Below are 14,278 nucleotides of genomic sequence, written 5' to 3'. Positions count from 1 at the left end.
ATTCCAATACAGAAAATTCTAAGTCTATACCTCATAAATCACCTGAATTCTTTTTATAATGCTGTACAGGATCTAAAGATCAAAAGCGTAGCAAAGCTCTCACTTTACTACGCTGATATAAATTCTACGTTCCTGATATTGGATCCACGGGTCTAAAGATAAAACGCGCCAACTGTTACCAAACCGGCGATAATTGGAGCCTTTACACCCAAGTAAATAAAGATTGCGGCGAATAAGACCAACACCAATACTGTCCCTAACAAATTTGATGTGTCTTTATGGTACCAATCAATATCATTTATGTCTAACAACTCAATGACATAAATATTTGGTTCAATTTCTCTGCAAATCTCCATTTGAGCATAGCCTACGACTCCAGCACTTCCCGTAACGCCCCTCTGAATCGTTCGCGATCTTCATCGGTGAACAGTTTCGGTCCTTTTGTTTTTTGGCCGCTTCTTCGCATTTTTGCTTGGGCATGGCGACTGCTCAATAATGGCTCGATATTTTTATTCGAATAAACGAAGCCGTTATGGTGGAGGACGGTGCAATTTTTTGCCAGTCCCAGGGCGGCCAGCCCGTAATCTTGCGTAACGATAAGATCATGGGCGTCGGCGAGTTGCATGATACGATAATCCGCGGCATCTGCCCCGGTATCGACGTAGATCGTTTCGACACCGGGCGGCTGGTCTTCCAGTGAGTAATGATTGAAACTTTTCACTAAGATAACGGGGATATTTTCAGCGCGTGCTTCTGCAATGATGATATCTTTAACCGGACACGCATCCGCGTCTACGTAAATGTTCATGGTAAGACTCACATCCCTCTCGTTTGGGAGCCTGAGGGCTTGATTTCTCCCAGACCTTGTTGAATACCCCGGAAAATAAACACCCAGGCAATGACACTTAAAACAATCAATGGCAAAGCATAATAATCGAAAAGCAGAAAAATGTTCCAAGCCGCGTGCAACACCATCACGACTGCGAATAATTTTAAAAAGTCCGGGTGGATGAAGTGTTCTTTTCCAAGCGATTCGTTCCCTTTCACGAAAACAAGCGCTCCGCCGATAATGGCTCCCCAAATGGGGTGGGAGCCGACTGCTGACCATCCGTGCAGGAGCAGTGTGTCCAAAATCTCGCCATACCCTCCGGAGGCATACGAGTGCAACGCGTGACCCGTCGTTTCAAAAACGGCAAATGCAGCGCCGACGGTGGCACCGATCAACAAGCCGTTCAAATAATAGCGTGTGTTCCATCGAAAAAGAAATGCACTGATAATCGCTAATTTTCCCAGTGCCATGAGGATCGCGATCAAAACAGCCCCGGGTACACCCCCTTCTCCCAATGGAAACCAACGATACAGGATTTGCATGAAAACTAATATGATGAGGCTGCCAACAAAAAATGTGTGCCCCAAATCGAAAAGGCGCAGCGTCTTCGGGACGTTCAATTCCCAAAAAAAGACGACGATCGCAAAAGGAACAGCAAAAGCGCTGATCATCAGAATCCCCGGTAAAAACTGTGGGAGATAAAATAGATAGGCCATGGAAAATAGAACGATACCCGTGAGAATCATGACAAACAAGATGCGGGAAAAAACCCATGGTTTGGGCAAGGAAGCTTCGAATAAATCCCGTCCGGACATGCTTCCGGCAAAGAAACCTCCCTCGTCCACTTTTGGATGCTTTTGGGGGACTTCAGAGAACAGCTCCCGAAATGAAACGCTTGCTGGTGCTTCCCTGTCCCCTTGATTGTTTTGTACCCTTTCGTTTTCGGAACTTTGTTCCTCCGCGATTTTTTCTAATTCCTCGTTATAAAGGGACGAATCACGAAAATAAAGCCATTCCTCCAGTTCTTCGTTCCAGACGTACGTTTCACGATGAATTTTTTCTCCTTTATATAGGTCAATCATTTCCTCGGCAGCGAATGGGCCAATGATTTCTCCATCATCAACTAAATAATACCACTTTTGCATCGTTTCCTCCTATTGGATGTTCTATTATCCTTTTATTCGGCAAAATAGCATTATATACCATTATAAACCCGAATATATGGGAGGAAAAGTAAGAAAAAAACATTTAGTAATTAATGCATAGCTGATATACTGTGAATGAGCTTTTTAGGAGAGAAAGGGGGGGTTCCAATGAAAAGGATGGTCCAAACCGCCGCTATCACGTTAAGTGCCGGTGTTTCGCTTGCAGGTTGCAGTGAATCCGTGGATATCGAAGACGCAACGTCATCGGTGGCTGAAATAGAAAATCAAAAAGATGACGTCATCGCTCACATTAATGATATAGTGGCTTCGGAGGAAGGGATGCAAACGGAATTTGAAGAAGATTTGGCTGAAAATGAGTCTGAACTTTTTTCAGCACGGGAAGCGCAAGTGTTCTCAAGCCTTGAAGAGAGGGAATCCCATTTGGCAGCGATCAACGATTCCTCGCAAGCCATGCAGATGGAAAATGATATCATAGCGACGGCGCTCGAAGATGGAGACAGCGAAGAGCTGCCCATGGACGAGCTGGAACAGCTAAATGAACAAACCGCTTCCCTACATAATGAGTTGAGTGAGTATGTGGAAACGTACGGTTCGGAACTTCAGTCCCAAGAGGAATATTTTATCGGATTAGGCGAGGATAGCGATTTCGAATTTCTCGCTGATGGTATTGAAACCATTAACGATTCCCAGGAAGATCTTCGTCAGCTCCTTGAGAACATTCATGATGAGCTGTTGGCAACTGAGGCCACACTTGATGACATCGAGACATCGGAGGAGGCGAGCACATGAGCAAGAACGTAATCGTCGCTTTATTGGCCGGAGCTGTTGCTTTTGGTGGCTATCATTATCCAATTGTCGCGGAAGAAAATGAGGAAGAACAAGAAAATGGCGAGGAAGAAGCAGAGGAAGAGGAAGCAGAAGAAGCATTATTTGAGGTGAACGACGATGACTTGCTCGTGCTTCCACGCTTGATTCCCGACCGTTTCACCTATGATAGCGGCATTGATATTGAATATCCGGAAGACGGTGTGAAGGGAATTTTTGCAACCGCGCATTCCATGGGTGGGGAGCGAGCCGATGAGCTTTTTGACCTCGTCGATGATACGGCTTTAAACAGCATGGTCGTCGATGTGAAAGATGACGATGGATATGTGACATACGATACAGGTTCAGATGATGAGAGAATTCAGGCGAATACGAATGAATTCATCCATGATGTAGACGGAATGCTGGAACGTTTTGAGGAAAGCCAAACCTACCCAATTGCCCGGTTGGTCGTTTTCAAAGATACAGAGTTAGCAAACGAACAACCGGAGCTGTCTTTTCTGGAGAACGGCAACGTGTGGTCGAACAATCGCGGGGAATCGTTTGTAAACCCGTTTTCAAAAGAGGTATGGGAATATAATGTGGAAGTGGCAAAAGAAGCGGCAAGAGCTGGATTTAAAGAAATTCAGTTTGATTATGTACGGTTCCCGGAAGGGTTTGAAAACCGCGATGATACACTTGAATATACGGAAGGGGATTACGCCGAATCCGAAGAGGATAATATCCAAAATCGCGTGGCTGCCGTTACTGACTTTGTGGAATATGCGCGCGAAGAATTACGGCCGTACGGCGTAAAAGTTTCCGCCGACATCTTCGGGTACGCGGCAACGGTTGAAGAAACCCCGGGGATTGGACAGAACTTCAGTGAAATCTCCGAAAATGTCGATATCATTTCATCGATGATTTATCCAAGTCATTGGACGCCGCATTTTGGCATCGAGCAACCTGATCTTGAACCTTATCATATTGTGGATGAATATGCGCAGTTGGAAAATGAAATTCTGGATGATTTGGACGAACCACCAATTTCGAGGCCTTGGCTTCAGGACTTTACCGCTTCCTACTTAGCGGATGGCGACTGGATGGAATATGGTGCCGAAGAAGTGGAAGCCCAAATCCAAGCGCTTTATGATAACGATATCTACGAGTTTCTCCTTTGGGACGCGGCAAATGACTATTCCGAAGGCGCGGATTACGAACTTGATGCAGACCAGGATATTGTTGGAGAAGATAATTAGCGAGGACCCCTTCTGCGGAAGGGGTTTTGTTATTGGATAAAAGCTGTCATGGAACGACTGCCTCAGCTTTTCCATGATGACATCAAATTGAGTTAAGCAGTGATTCATGATTATTTTTCGGGCTGTTGACATCTGTGGAAACAGGATAGGCGTTCATTTCTTTTGATTCAAAGGGGATCAGACGTTGTTTGACTGTATTTGGGTCTTGTATGTTTGGATTCAACCACTGTGCTTCATCCTCCTTTTTAAGGATGACAGGCATGCGATGGTGAATGTCGCTCATCAAATCATTCGCTTGTGTCGTTAAAATCGTACAGGAAAAAATAGTCTCTTCCCCGTCTGTCCATTTCTCCCACAGACCGGCAAATGCAAATAAGCCTCCCGCTTTCATTTGAATATGGTACGGTTGTTTTTTTCCGTTAATGGTTTTCCATTCATAAAAACCGTTTGCCGGGATAAGACAACGCCGGCGTTGGAACGCCTGTTTAAAGCTGTTCTTTTCCGCGACGGTTTCGGTGCGCGCGTTAATCATTTTAGCGCCGATCGTTATATCTTTGGACCAGGCAGGGATAAACCCCCATTGCAATCGGCCTAACCGATTCCGCTCTCCGTCATTGATCACCGCGAGTAGCGATTGGGAAGGGGCGATATTAAAGCTAGGCGTTAATTTCTCAATCGCACTGACACCAGTCCTAAAGCGTTCTTGAATGTTTTTTAATTGCTCATATAATGTAAAACGGCCGCACATTAAAAAATCCTCCTCTACATACTGGACGCCGTACACTTTTTGCAAAAAGGGGACATACGATGGGATAAATACCTAATGGCAGAGGGGTGATGATGGTGTTCAATAACAGGCAGGGTCCATACTCTTCCGAGTACGGTCGGCAGTTGTCGCAACCAATGAACGGTAGGGGGGATTCCGAATCATTGATTCTAAAATTGCAATATATTTCGCAAGTGTTATTTGTTCTCGGTAGCGGGGTTTCGTTATCAGCTGCCAGTATAGCTCTTCGAGAACTGCAAAGTGAACGATTCGATACTTCTCCCGATGAAAATGGCTTAAATGGGGAAGCTCCCTTACCTGTTGGCCTCGATGAACCTAATCTTAATAATACCGATTTCAGCTCCAACTCCAACCCTGATACGGAGACCATCGTAAAGATGGCGCAACAAATGGAAGCGATGAAACAACAGATTGCCGAGCTTGAGCATCGGCTCGAAGACCGGTAAAGGAGGGGCATTAGCGAGTACGAGCCAAGCTTGGATGCATATATGGACCCATCCCCTTACGTGCGTTTGGCGGACACTTTTTCACGAATGCCTACATACAATGCGATAACAGCATTGGGCGGGAGGAGAGAGGTGTTGACTATGTTTGGTGGCGGAAAACGTTTTTATTCTTCCATGTACGGGGGGAAAAATTGGCAGCCCCCGCAAACGGCGAACGAGGACCAGGATCCCGAATCGCTCATCGTTAAACTGGAATATTTTGGCCAATTGTTGGCTGTCCTCGGTGAAGGGCTTCAATTTTCAGCTGCCAGCATAGCGTATCGGGAACTGCAAAGGGAGCAGGTGACGGGGGAGCCTGATGAAAATGGCTTAAATGGGGATATTCCACTTCCTGCCGGCCTAGATGCACCTAATGATAATCCGAATGCCAGCCCCAACGCAAACGCTGATACAGATGCCAAAATAGAAGCGTTGCAACAGCAGCTTGCCGACCTTGAGCAAAGGCTTAAAGAACGCGAATGAGGGTCAATAAGCGTTTCCCCCCGGGGTTTAAAGCCCTCTTCTTGTCTTAAAATGGACGACCCATATAGATGAATAAATCCTTATTTCAGCGGATAGGCTAAGTTTGCGAAATAATTTATGACATTTGGAGGAGAAAAATATGCAATTAGCCGGACATGAATTCCATGAATTAAGCGAAATGGCCATGAGTTGTTACAACACGGTATCATGTATGTCTACCTGGATGAAACAAGCACAGGATCCGGAACTGCAGCAAACGCTTACGCAACATTTTCCTTTGCATATCGATGATTATAATATGACGGTGGAGTTTTTACAAGGCGCCGCTGCGCCCGATATTTCCACGTTTCAACCGGACACGTATACCCCGAATTTAACGAGCTATACGGAAACACCGGTGACTCCGCTTCCGCCGGTGGAAATGCGCTTGACGGAACAACAGCCGAATGATCGAGAAATCGCGAGTGCTTATTTACTCAATCAAAAAGCGGCAGCCACAAATTATGCCAAGGGATCGTTAGAATGCGCGAACCCGGAATTGCGAACGTTTTTCGAGAATGCCTTTTTGAACAGCAGCCATCATTCCTATGATATTTGGCAATACATGGTGAATAAGGGGTACTACCCATTAGCACCAGCCCCGGCGATGGACATTCAAAAGGTTGGGGCGATGTACCCGGTACTAAAACAGCAAACCGTTTAGCCTCGTGATGCCCAGCGCAAGCGCCTTTTTCAAAGAAGGCCGCTTGCGTTGTACTAAGGAAGGGAGTGTGTCAACGTGACGGAGAAAAAAAAAATCAATGAAGAAGAAGAAAATTTTAGCGAAAACAGCAAGAATGAACAGCTGGAAGCGTTCCGAAGTTATGATAATCGAGACAAGCCATTGACGACCAATCAAGGGCTCAAAATGAGCGAGGATGAATTTTCATTAAAAGCGGGGGAACGCGGCCCGACGATCATGGATGATTTCCATTTCCGAGAGAAAATGACTCATTTTGACAATGAGCGTATCCCGGAACGGGTCGTGCACGCCCGCGGATTTGCCGCCCACGGCGAATTTGAAGTCTACGAATCGATGAAGCCGTTTACGAAAGCAAAGTTTCTGCAGGATCCAAGTGTGAAAACCCCGGTATTTGTAAGGTTTTCCACTGTTGTCGGCAATCGCGGCTCGAAGGACACGCCTCGGGATGTGCGCGGGTTTGCGACGAAATTCTACACAGAAGAAGGAAACTACGATTTGGTCGCGAATAATATGCCGGTATTTTTTATTCAGGACGCGATTAAATTCCCTGATATCGTGCACGCGATTAAGCCGGAACCCGATAATGAAATTCCGCAGGCGACGGCAGCCCATGATACATTTTGGGACTGGGTAACCCAAAACCAGGAAACCACCCATATGATTATGTGGCTCATGAGCGATCGTGCATTGCCGAGAAGTTTTCGTATGATGGAAGGGTTCGGGGTAAATACGTTCCGTTTTGTCAATGAAGAAGGCAAGGCCTATTTCGTAAAATTCCATTGGAAGCCGGTATTGGGGGTTCATTCCCTCGCGTGGGAGGAAGCGGAAATCATCGGCGGGGCAGACCCTGATTTTAATCGTCGTGACTTGTGGGACAACATTAACATGGGCAATCCCGCGGAGTTTGAACTTGGGGTGCAGATCATTGACGAAAAGGACGAGTTCAAATTTGATTTTGATGTCTTGGATGGCACTAAGCTTTGGCCGGAAGAAGAGGTGCCGGTGAAAATCGTTGGAAAAATGACGTTAAACCGCAATGTCGATTACTTTTTCGGAGAGACCGAACAGGTAGCTTTTCATCCGGCAAATATTGTGCCGGGGATTGATTTTTCCAATGATCCAATGCTGCAAGGTCGTTTGTTTTCGTATTTGGATACGCAAATCCTCCGCTTCGGGAGTCCGAATCATCATGAACTGCCGATCAACCGTCCGGTTTGTCCATTCTTTAATAATCAACGCGATGGCTTTATGCGACAGACCATCAATAAAGGAAACGTCGCTCATCACAGAAATGCAATGGCCAACAACTCACCGTCCCCGGTTAGTGAATCTGAAGGGGGATATGCCCACTATCAAGAAAAAGTGGAGGGGCATAAAATTCGCGCGCGCAGCGACAGTTTCAAGGATCATTTTTCGCAAGCGAAATTGTTTTGGAACAGCATGAGCGAACCGGAAAAACAGCATATTATTGATGCATTCCGATTCGAGGTCGGAAAAGTGAAAAGCAAAGATGTGAAACAAAGGGTCGTTGACATGTTTGCGAATGTGGACGTAGATATGACCGCGGCCTTCGCCGAAACGATCGGTTGCACACCGCCATCCTCGGGGGGATCAACGGAAACGAAACAATCGCCGGCGCTCAGCCAGGCGAACACGACGAAAAGTGCGCAGACGCGTAAGGTGGCCATTATTGTTGCTGATGGCTATGACGGACAAAAAGTGGAATCCATGATGGACAGCTTGGCGGCGGCAGGCGTGGACCCAAGGGTTTTAAGCGACAGGCTCGGGACGATCATGGGTGTCAACGATAGTAAAGTTGAGGCCAAGCATACATTTCAAACCGATGCTTCCGTCGTGTTCGATGCCGTCTATGTAGACGGAGGCAAAAATGCCGATGCCATGTTTGAACGAGGCGCAACCAAATTTATGAGGCAGGCCTTTGAGCATTTTAAGCCAATTGCGGCCAGCAATGAGGGCTTACAATGGCTGAAAAAGCAAAACTTAGCCGACGGACTCGGGGTCGTACAAGGGGACAACCATACGGATTTTGTCCAACCGTTCATCGAAGCAATAGCAGCCCATCGATTTTGGGAGCGGCAATTGGTATAGAAAATGAACCCATGAAGAACTCCCACTTGAAAAAAGTGGGAGTTTTGTACTTACCAATAACCAGCACCGCCGAATCCTTTACCTCTGCCAAACGAGGTTCCTACAATAATCAGAAGGATGAACAGCACAACAATTAGCGCAAATCCTCCACCTGCTCCGTACATAATAATCCCCCTTTCAACAGGTTTCCCTAATAATGTATGATAATGACTTAGATAGTGAAAGGGCAGTTGAACTATATGGTTAGAGAATGACGGAAAATACATTCGGGAAAAACAGGGAGGGGCAGCATTGGGGAGAAATCGCGATTGGTTTTTGGGCGGATTATTTTTATGTCTGCTTATTGTTATGTTTTCACTACTCACGCGAGATATCAGTTATATTTATACGATTTCCGGTTGGATCTCGATGGTAGGAATCGTTCTCCTGGGTTTCCTAAGTGGGATGACTATCAAGGAAGAACACATGAACAGAAAAAAAATGAATCGGGATTATCAAGAAACGGCGAAGGAAGGCAGTGACATCAATGTAAAAGTGTTTCTTTTCTTGCTTCCGCACATAATGGTTAGCGGGATTTTGTTGTATATTGTTTATTTTTAACCAGTTAGGGAAAAGGAACGTAACAACAAGAAAAGCGAATGAATCAAATATCGACATGAAGTAGGAAGATATTCTTGAAAGTTTTTATGAAAATGTTATACTGGCGACAGTTTTCAGCATACTAAAACGAGGAGGTTATAGTATGAAAAAAAACAATAAGTTAACCGTTGTTTTTTGGGTAGCATTGTTCCTTGCTGCTGTTTTCATTATATGGGGCAGCTTTTTGCCCGACAATGTTGATGCCGTATTAGGAGCCATTGATGGTTTTATAGCTAATAATTTTGGATGGTTTTACCTATTGGCTACGACCGGTTTCGTGATATTCGCTATCTTTTTGGTAGTTGGTCCCTATGGGAGGATTAAACTAGGGAAACCGGATGAGAAGCCAGAATATAGTTATTTTACATGGTTCGCCTTTCTATTTACCGCCGGAATGGGGGTCGGATTGGTCTTCTTCGGGGTGGCTGAACCGCTGACGCATTATTATTCCCCGCCAAATGCGGATGGGGGAACTGTGCCTGCTGCGGAAGAATCACTTCAATACACGCTGTTCCACTGGGGCTTTCATCCTTGGGCTACATATGCAGTTGTTGCGCTAACTCTTGCTTACTTTAAATTTAGGCATCAGGCGCCGGCGCTGATCAGTTCCGCTTTCACCCCGCTAATCGGGGATCGAGCCAAAGGCGGACTCGGACATAGCATCGATGTGTTGGCTGTATTCGCCACCATATTTGGGATCGCCACGTCACTCGGCCTGGGCGCGACACAGATTACCGCAGGTTTGAGCTTTACTTTTGACGGTTTTGAAAACAATATTTTAACGCAGTTACTTGTTATTTTTATCGTGACCATTTTGTTTCTTCTATCAGCGAGTACCGGTATCAATCGCGGGATTCGCTATTTAAGCTGGGCGAATATCGTTGTTGCGATTGGATTGATGGTGTTCGTTTTCATTCTCGGGTCAACGGTTCAGATGCTCGACTCGTTTATGACCACGATGGGGAATTATATACAAAATCTACCATCCATGACATTTAGCATGAATGCCTTTACCGGCGAGCGAGAATTTCTTAATGCTTGGACCCTCTTTTATTGGGCTTGGTGGATTGGCTGGTCTCCGTTTGTGGGGACATTTATTGCTCGTGTATCACGCGGAAGGACGATTCGAGAATTTGTGCTCGGAGTAACGGCAGTTCCCGTTATATTCAGTGCGATTTGGTTTGCGATCTTCGGTGTCGCGGGCATTGAAGCGGATAATGCCAGCGGAGGTGCCTTATATGAATTGGTAACGTCTGAAGGTGAGGAAGTCGCCTTATTTGCCTTCCTTGAAACGATGCCAATGGATGTCATCGTGATCGGACTTGCGGTACTGCTCATTTCCTCGTTCTTTATAACGTCTGCCGATTCAGCCACATTTGTGCTCGGCATGCTGACAACCGGGGGAAGATTAAATCCGACTGTAAACGTGAAAGTGATCTGGGGATTGATCCTTTCCGGTACGGCAGCAGTGCTATTGTTCTCCGGTGGTTTACAGGCATTGGAAATGGCGATGCTGATCGCCGCCTTCCCATTCGCTGTTGTCGTCATACTGATGGGAATTTCACTTATAAAAGCGTTAAGCAGCGAATATGACATTTTACGCCTGGAGAGCAAACAACGCGAGTTTGAACCCGATTATCAAGAAGAATCTAGACGTGAACTGGAGGAAAAACGCGAGGAGTTCGAAAAATCGCTGCCTGATGAAGATGTTGAGATTGAAGGAGAAGAAAAACAATAAGATTGCCTTAAAAATACAGCCTGACCTTAGGCTGTATTTTTTCTTGTCCATTTGTCTCCAAACTGCTACGATAATAAAAAGGGAATGACAACGCTTACATATAAATTGAATAAAGGGAGCGAATGGCTATGACGCTCAATGGAATTCGAGTCCTTGATCTCACACGTCTTTTACCGGGTCCATACGCGACGATGATGCTTGCTGATTATGGCGCAGAGGTTATTAAAATAGAAGAAACACAAATCGGCGATTACGCCCGTGTCATGCCGCCAAAAGTTGACAAAAACGGCGCGCTTTTTCATTCATTAAATCGAAATAAAAAGAGCATCACTCTCAATCTGAAAAAGGAAGCGGAGAAAGAGGCGTTTCTGAAACTGGCGGCGACGGCTGATGTGGTGATCGAGTCCTTTCGGCCGCAGGTAATGGAAAAACTGGGCATCGGCTATGAAACATTGAAAGACATCAATCCCGGCCTCGTCTATTGTGCGATCACCGGCTATGGGCAAACCGGGCCATACGCCAATAAATCCGGGCATGATATAAATTATTTGAGTTACGCGGGCATTCTCCATTTAATGGGAGAAACAAACGAAAAACCGACGATTCCATCTGTTCAAATCGCCGACATTGGTGGAGGTGCCTTGCCTGCCGTGGTAGGCATTTTGCTCGCGTTGTTGGAGAAAAAAAAGACGGGGCGCGGGCAAATGGTGGATGTTTCCATGTTAGACGGAGTCATCGCCTGGTTGCAAACGATTCTTCCGGAATATTTTGTTCGAGAACATACGGTTCAAAAGGGAGAATTACCGCTTGCCGGCCGAAATGCTTGTTATGAAGTGTATGAAACGAAAGATGGACGTTGGTTGTCGGTCGGAGCTTTGGAGCCGAAATTTTGGAAAACGTTTTGCGAAGGCATCGGAAAAGAAACCTTAATCCCCCATATTAACGCTCCGGTCGCGGAACAGCACCGCATGAAAGCTGAAGTTCAAGAGGTTATTTCGCAAAAAGAATTATCAGAGTGGTTGGAAATTTTCGAAGGCGAAGACGCTTGCGTCGCTCCGTTATGGACAATGGAGGAGGTCAGACATGATCCGCAAGTGAAGGAAAGGAGGATGATACAAACCGATAAACATCCGACGGTTGGGGAGGTACAGCACATTGGTTTTCCCATTAAACTATCGGAAAGCCGTCCCTCCATCCGTTCAATAGCACCGAAACTCGGAGAACATACAGATGAATTGTTACAAGAGCTCGGGGATGAAAAAAATTATAGTAAAGGATGATGCCGAATGATGAACACACCTTTAACGATCGCGCCGATGTTGGAACGGGCAGAGGCTTATTTTCCGAAAAAGGAAGTAGTCTCACGAACGCTAGATACCACGCACCGATTGACGTACAAAGACATTGGCAAACGGACGCGCGCGTTGGCGAGTGCCCTTGAACAATTAGGGGTGCAAAGAGGAGAACGCGTCGGAACATTCGCGTGGAATCATCATCGTCATCTTGAAGCTTATTTTGGCATTCCCGGCATGGGCGCGGTTGTACACATGATCAACATTCGCCTTCCGGAAGAACATCTCGTGCACGTGATTAATCATGCCGAAGATCGTGTGCTTCTCATCGATGAAGACTTGCTGCCTTTGATCGAACGGGTCAAGGATAAGCTCACATCCGTTCATTCTTATGTGGTGATGACCGACAAAGATGAGCTTCCTGAAACATCGCTTGAGCCGTTGTATTCTTATGAATCACTCATTCGTGACGGTGACGAAGCGCATGAATTTTTAAAGGATATCGATGAAAATGAACCGGCGGCCATGTGCTATACATCGGCGACGACCGGGTTGCCGAAAGGGGTGACTTATACCCATCGCGGGATTAGGCTGCACACATTTTCCATCGGGCTGGCAGATTCGGCCGCAGCCTCCGAGAACGATGTAAGCATGCCTGTCGTTCCCATGTTTCATGTCAACGCGTGGGGTATGCCATTTGCGGCCACTTGGTTTGGCTCCAAGTTAGTGTTGCCCGGACCGAATGTTACGCCCAAGTTGTTGGTGGAACTGATTCAAAATGAAAATGTAACGATCACCGCCGGTGTTCCAACGATTTGGCTCGGTGTTTTGCAAGTGCTAGAGCAGGAGAGTTACGACATGAGCAGCTTGCGGGCAGTACTTTGCGGTGGCTCCGCGGCGCCGAAAGGGATGATCGAGAAGTTTGAAAAGGAATATAACATTCCTTTCATTCATGCTTACGGGATGACGGAAACGACGCCTCTGGTGACCCTAGCCCGCCTAAAATCCTACCAACAGGACCTTCCTCAAGATGACCAATTGGATATTCGCTCGAAACAGGGAATGGCGGTCCCGGGCATCGATATCAAAGCCATCAATGAAAATGGCGACATCCAATGGGACGGGGAGGACATGGGCGAACTGCTCATTCGCGGCCCATGGATTGCCGATGAATATCATAACGATGAGCGGAGCGCGGAAGCGTTTCAAGATGGATGGCTACACACCGGGGATGTTGTGACCATTGATGAGGAGGGATCCATCAACATCGTCGACCGCACGAAAGATTTGATCAAAAGCGGGGGCGAGTGGATTTCGTCCGTTGAACTGGAAAACGCGATCATGGCACATGATGCTGTACAGGAAGCGGCAGTAGTTGCCGTCGCCGATCCGAAATGGCAAGAACGCCCCGTGGCCTGTGTGGTTGTCAGGGATGCCGATAAAGCATCGATGTCAAAAGATGATGTGATCGACTATCTTCGACCGCAATTTGCCAAATGGTGGCTTCCCGACGATGTCATCTTTATGGATGAGATTCCGAAAACATCAGTAGGAAAATTTTTGAAACGAGCATTGCGGGAGAAGGTAAAACAATAAACGAAGAAAAAGGCAGGGCTTCTAGAGGCTCTGCCTTTTTACGTTTCTTTCGTTCGCTCCGATCTTCGTGATCTTCGTGCTAGTGCGAAATGGCTAAAATAAGTGGTCCCTTCAGTTATAGCACCAAAATCTAGATGTTTGTTTGAATTGCCCGCCCTATGCAAAACAATCGATGACTCAAGGGTGTGGGGGGTCATTTAACGAATATGCACCAGTGTGGGGCCCGAAACACCCAAGGCATCGGCATGGAAGGGGGGCGTAAAGCAACGAATATGCCGAAGAAAGGACGGCATTGGCATGAAAGGAGGGCAAAGGCATGCTCGAAAGCCGAAGCATGCTTGGCTTCGGC

At 46.5% G+C, this 14,278-nt stretch carries 14 protein-coding genes; 10 read left to right on the top strand and 4 right to left on the bottom strand.

Annotated elements, in window-relative coordinates:
- Nucleotides 1–367 precede the first annotated feature (367 nt).
- Both DT065_RS05715 and DT065_RS05710 read right to left on the bottom strand, forming a co-directional pair.
- Nucleotides 368–808, bottom strand: coding sequence for a YaiI/YqxD family protein (locus DT065_RS05715; RefSeq protein WP_114371613.1), 441 nt, complete (start codon nt 806–808; stop codon nt 368–370).
- 8 nt (nt 809–816) lie between these two features.
- Nucleotides 817–1,974, bottom strand: coding sequence for a PrsW family glutamic-type intramembrane protease (locus DT065_RS05710; protein WP_114371612.1), 1,158 nt, complete (start codon nt 1,972–1,974; stop codon nt 817–819).
- Between the two features lie 168 nt (nt 1,975–2,142).
- Between DT065_RS05710 and DT065_RS05705 the strand changes: the two genes are divergently transcribed.
- Both DT065_RS05705 and DT065_RS05700 read left to right on the top strand, forming a co-directional pair.
- Nucleotides 2,143–2,784, top strand: a complete 642-nt coding sequence (locus DT065_RS05705; protein ID WP_114371611.1) for a YkyA family protein — start codon at nt 2,143–2,145, stop codon at nt 2,782–2,784.
- Complete coding sequence (locus DT065_RS05700) at nt 2,781–4,058, top strand: putative glycoside hydrolase (RefSeq protein ID WP_114371610.1); 1,278 nt, start codon at nt 2,781–2,783, stop codon at nt 4,056–4,058. Before DT065_RS05705 ends, DT065_RS05700 begins: the two co-directional genes overlap by 4 nt.
- Nucleotides 4,059–4,140: 82 nt before the next feature.
- Here the strand turns inward: DT065_RS05700 and DT065_RS05695 are convergent, their stop codons facing one another.
- Nucleotides 4,141–4,806: an SOS response-associated peptidase gene (locus tag DT065_RS05695; RefSeq protein ID WP_114371609.1), complete on the bottom strand. Its 666-nt coding sequence runs from the start codon at nt 4,804–4,806 to the stop codon at nt 4,141–4,143.
- Between the two features lie 182 nt (nt 4,807–4,988).
- Here DT065_RS05695 and DT065_RS05690 point away from each other — a divergent pair, with 182 nt between their 5' ends.
- The 4 genes from DT065_RS05690 (at nt 4,989) to DT065_RS05675 (ending at nt 8,664) form a co-directional block, all read left to right on the top strand.
- Nucleotides 4,989–5,291, top strand: coding sequence for a hypothetical protein (locus DT065_RS05690; protein WP_114371608.1), 303 nt, complete (start codon nt 4,989–4,991; stop codon nt 5,289–5,291).
- Nucleotides 5,292–5,423: 132 nt separating this feature from the next.
- Complete coding sequence (locus DT065_RS05685) at nt 5,424–5,813, top strand: hypothetical protein (RefSeq protein ID WP_160112422.1); 390 nt, start codon at nt 5,424–5,426, stop codon at nt 5,811–5,813.
- 139 nt (nt 5,814–5,952) lie between these two features.
- Complete coding sequence (locus DT065_RS05680; RefSeq protein ID WP_114371606.1) at nt 5,953–6,516, top strand: spore coat protein; 564 nt, start codon at nt 5,953–5,955, stop codon at nt 6,514–6,516.
- Nucleotides 6,517–6,591: 75 nt separating this feature from the next.
- Complete coding sequence (locus tag DT065_RS05675; protein ID WP_227002738.1) at nt 6,592–8,664, top strand: catalase; 2,073 nt, start codon at nt 6,592–6,594, stop codon at nt 8,662–8,664.
- Nucleotides 8,665–8,714: 50 nt separating this feature from the next.
- Here the strand turns inward: DT065_RS05675 and DT065_RS05670 are convergent, their stop codons facing one another.
- Nucleotides 8,715–8,828, bottom strand: coding sequence for a YjcZ family sporulation protein (locus tag DT065_RS05670; RefSeq protein ID WP_114371605.1), 114 nt, complete (start codon nt 8,826–8,828; stop codon nt 8,715–8,717).
- 127 nt (nt 8,829–8,955) lie between these two features.
- Here DT065_RS05670 and DT065_RS05665 point away from each other — a divergent pair, with 127 nt between their 5' ends.
- From DT065_RS05665 to DT065_RS05650, 4 genes are all read left to right on the top strand, one after another.
- A complete protein-coding gene (locus tag DT065_RS05665) occupies nt 8,956–9,264 on the top strand; it encodes a DUF5316 family protein (protein ID WP_114371604.1) in 309 nt (102 codons plus the stop codon).
- Nucleotides 9,265–9,406: 142 nt separating this feature from the next.
- A complete protein-coding gene (locus tag DT065_RS05660) occupies nt 9,407–11,041 on the top strand; it encodes a BCCT family transporter (protein WP_114371603.1) in 1,635 nt (544 codons plus the stop codon).
- A gap of 128 nt (nt 11,042–11,169) precedes the next feature.
- Nucleotides 11,170–12,321 (top strand): CaiB/BaiF CoA transferase family protein, encoded by a 1,152-nt coding sequence (locus DT065_RS05655; RefSeq protein ID WP_114371602.1) that lies wholly within the window; start codon nt 11,170–11,172, stop codon nt 12,319–12,321.
- A gap of 6 nt (nt 12,322–12,327) precedes the next feature.
- Nucleotides 12,328–13,929, top strand: a complete 1,602-nt coding sequence (locus tag DT065_RS05650) for a long-chain fatty acid--CoA ligase (protein ID WP_114371601.1) — start codon at nt 12,328–12,330, stop codon at nt 13,927–13,929.
- The last annotated feature ends 349 nt before the right edge of the window (nt 13,930–14,278 follow it).

It is taken from the genome of Salicibibacter kimchii, from assembly GCF_003336365.1.
Taxonomy (GTDB): domain Bacteria; phylum Bacillota; class Bacilli; order Bacillales; family Marinococcaceae; genus Salicibibacter; species Salicibibacter kimchii.
The sequence above is the reverse complement of the archived record's forward strand: the minus strand, read 5'-3'. Positions and strand labels throughout refer to the sequence as shown.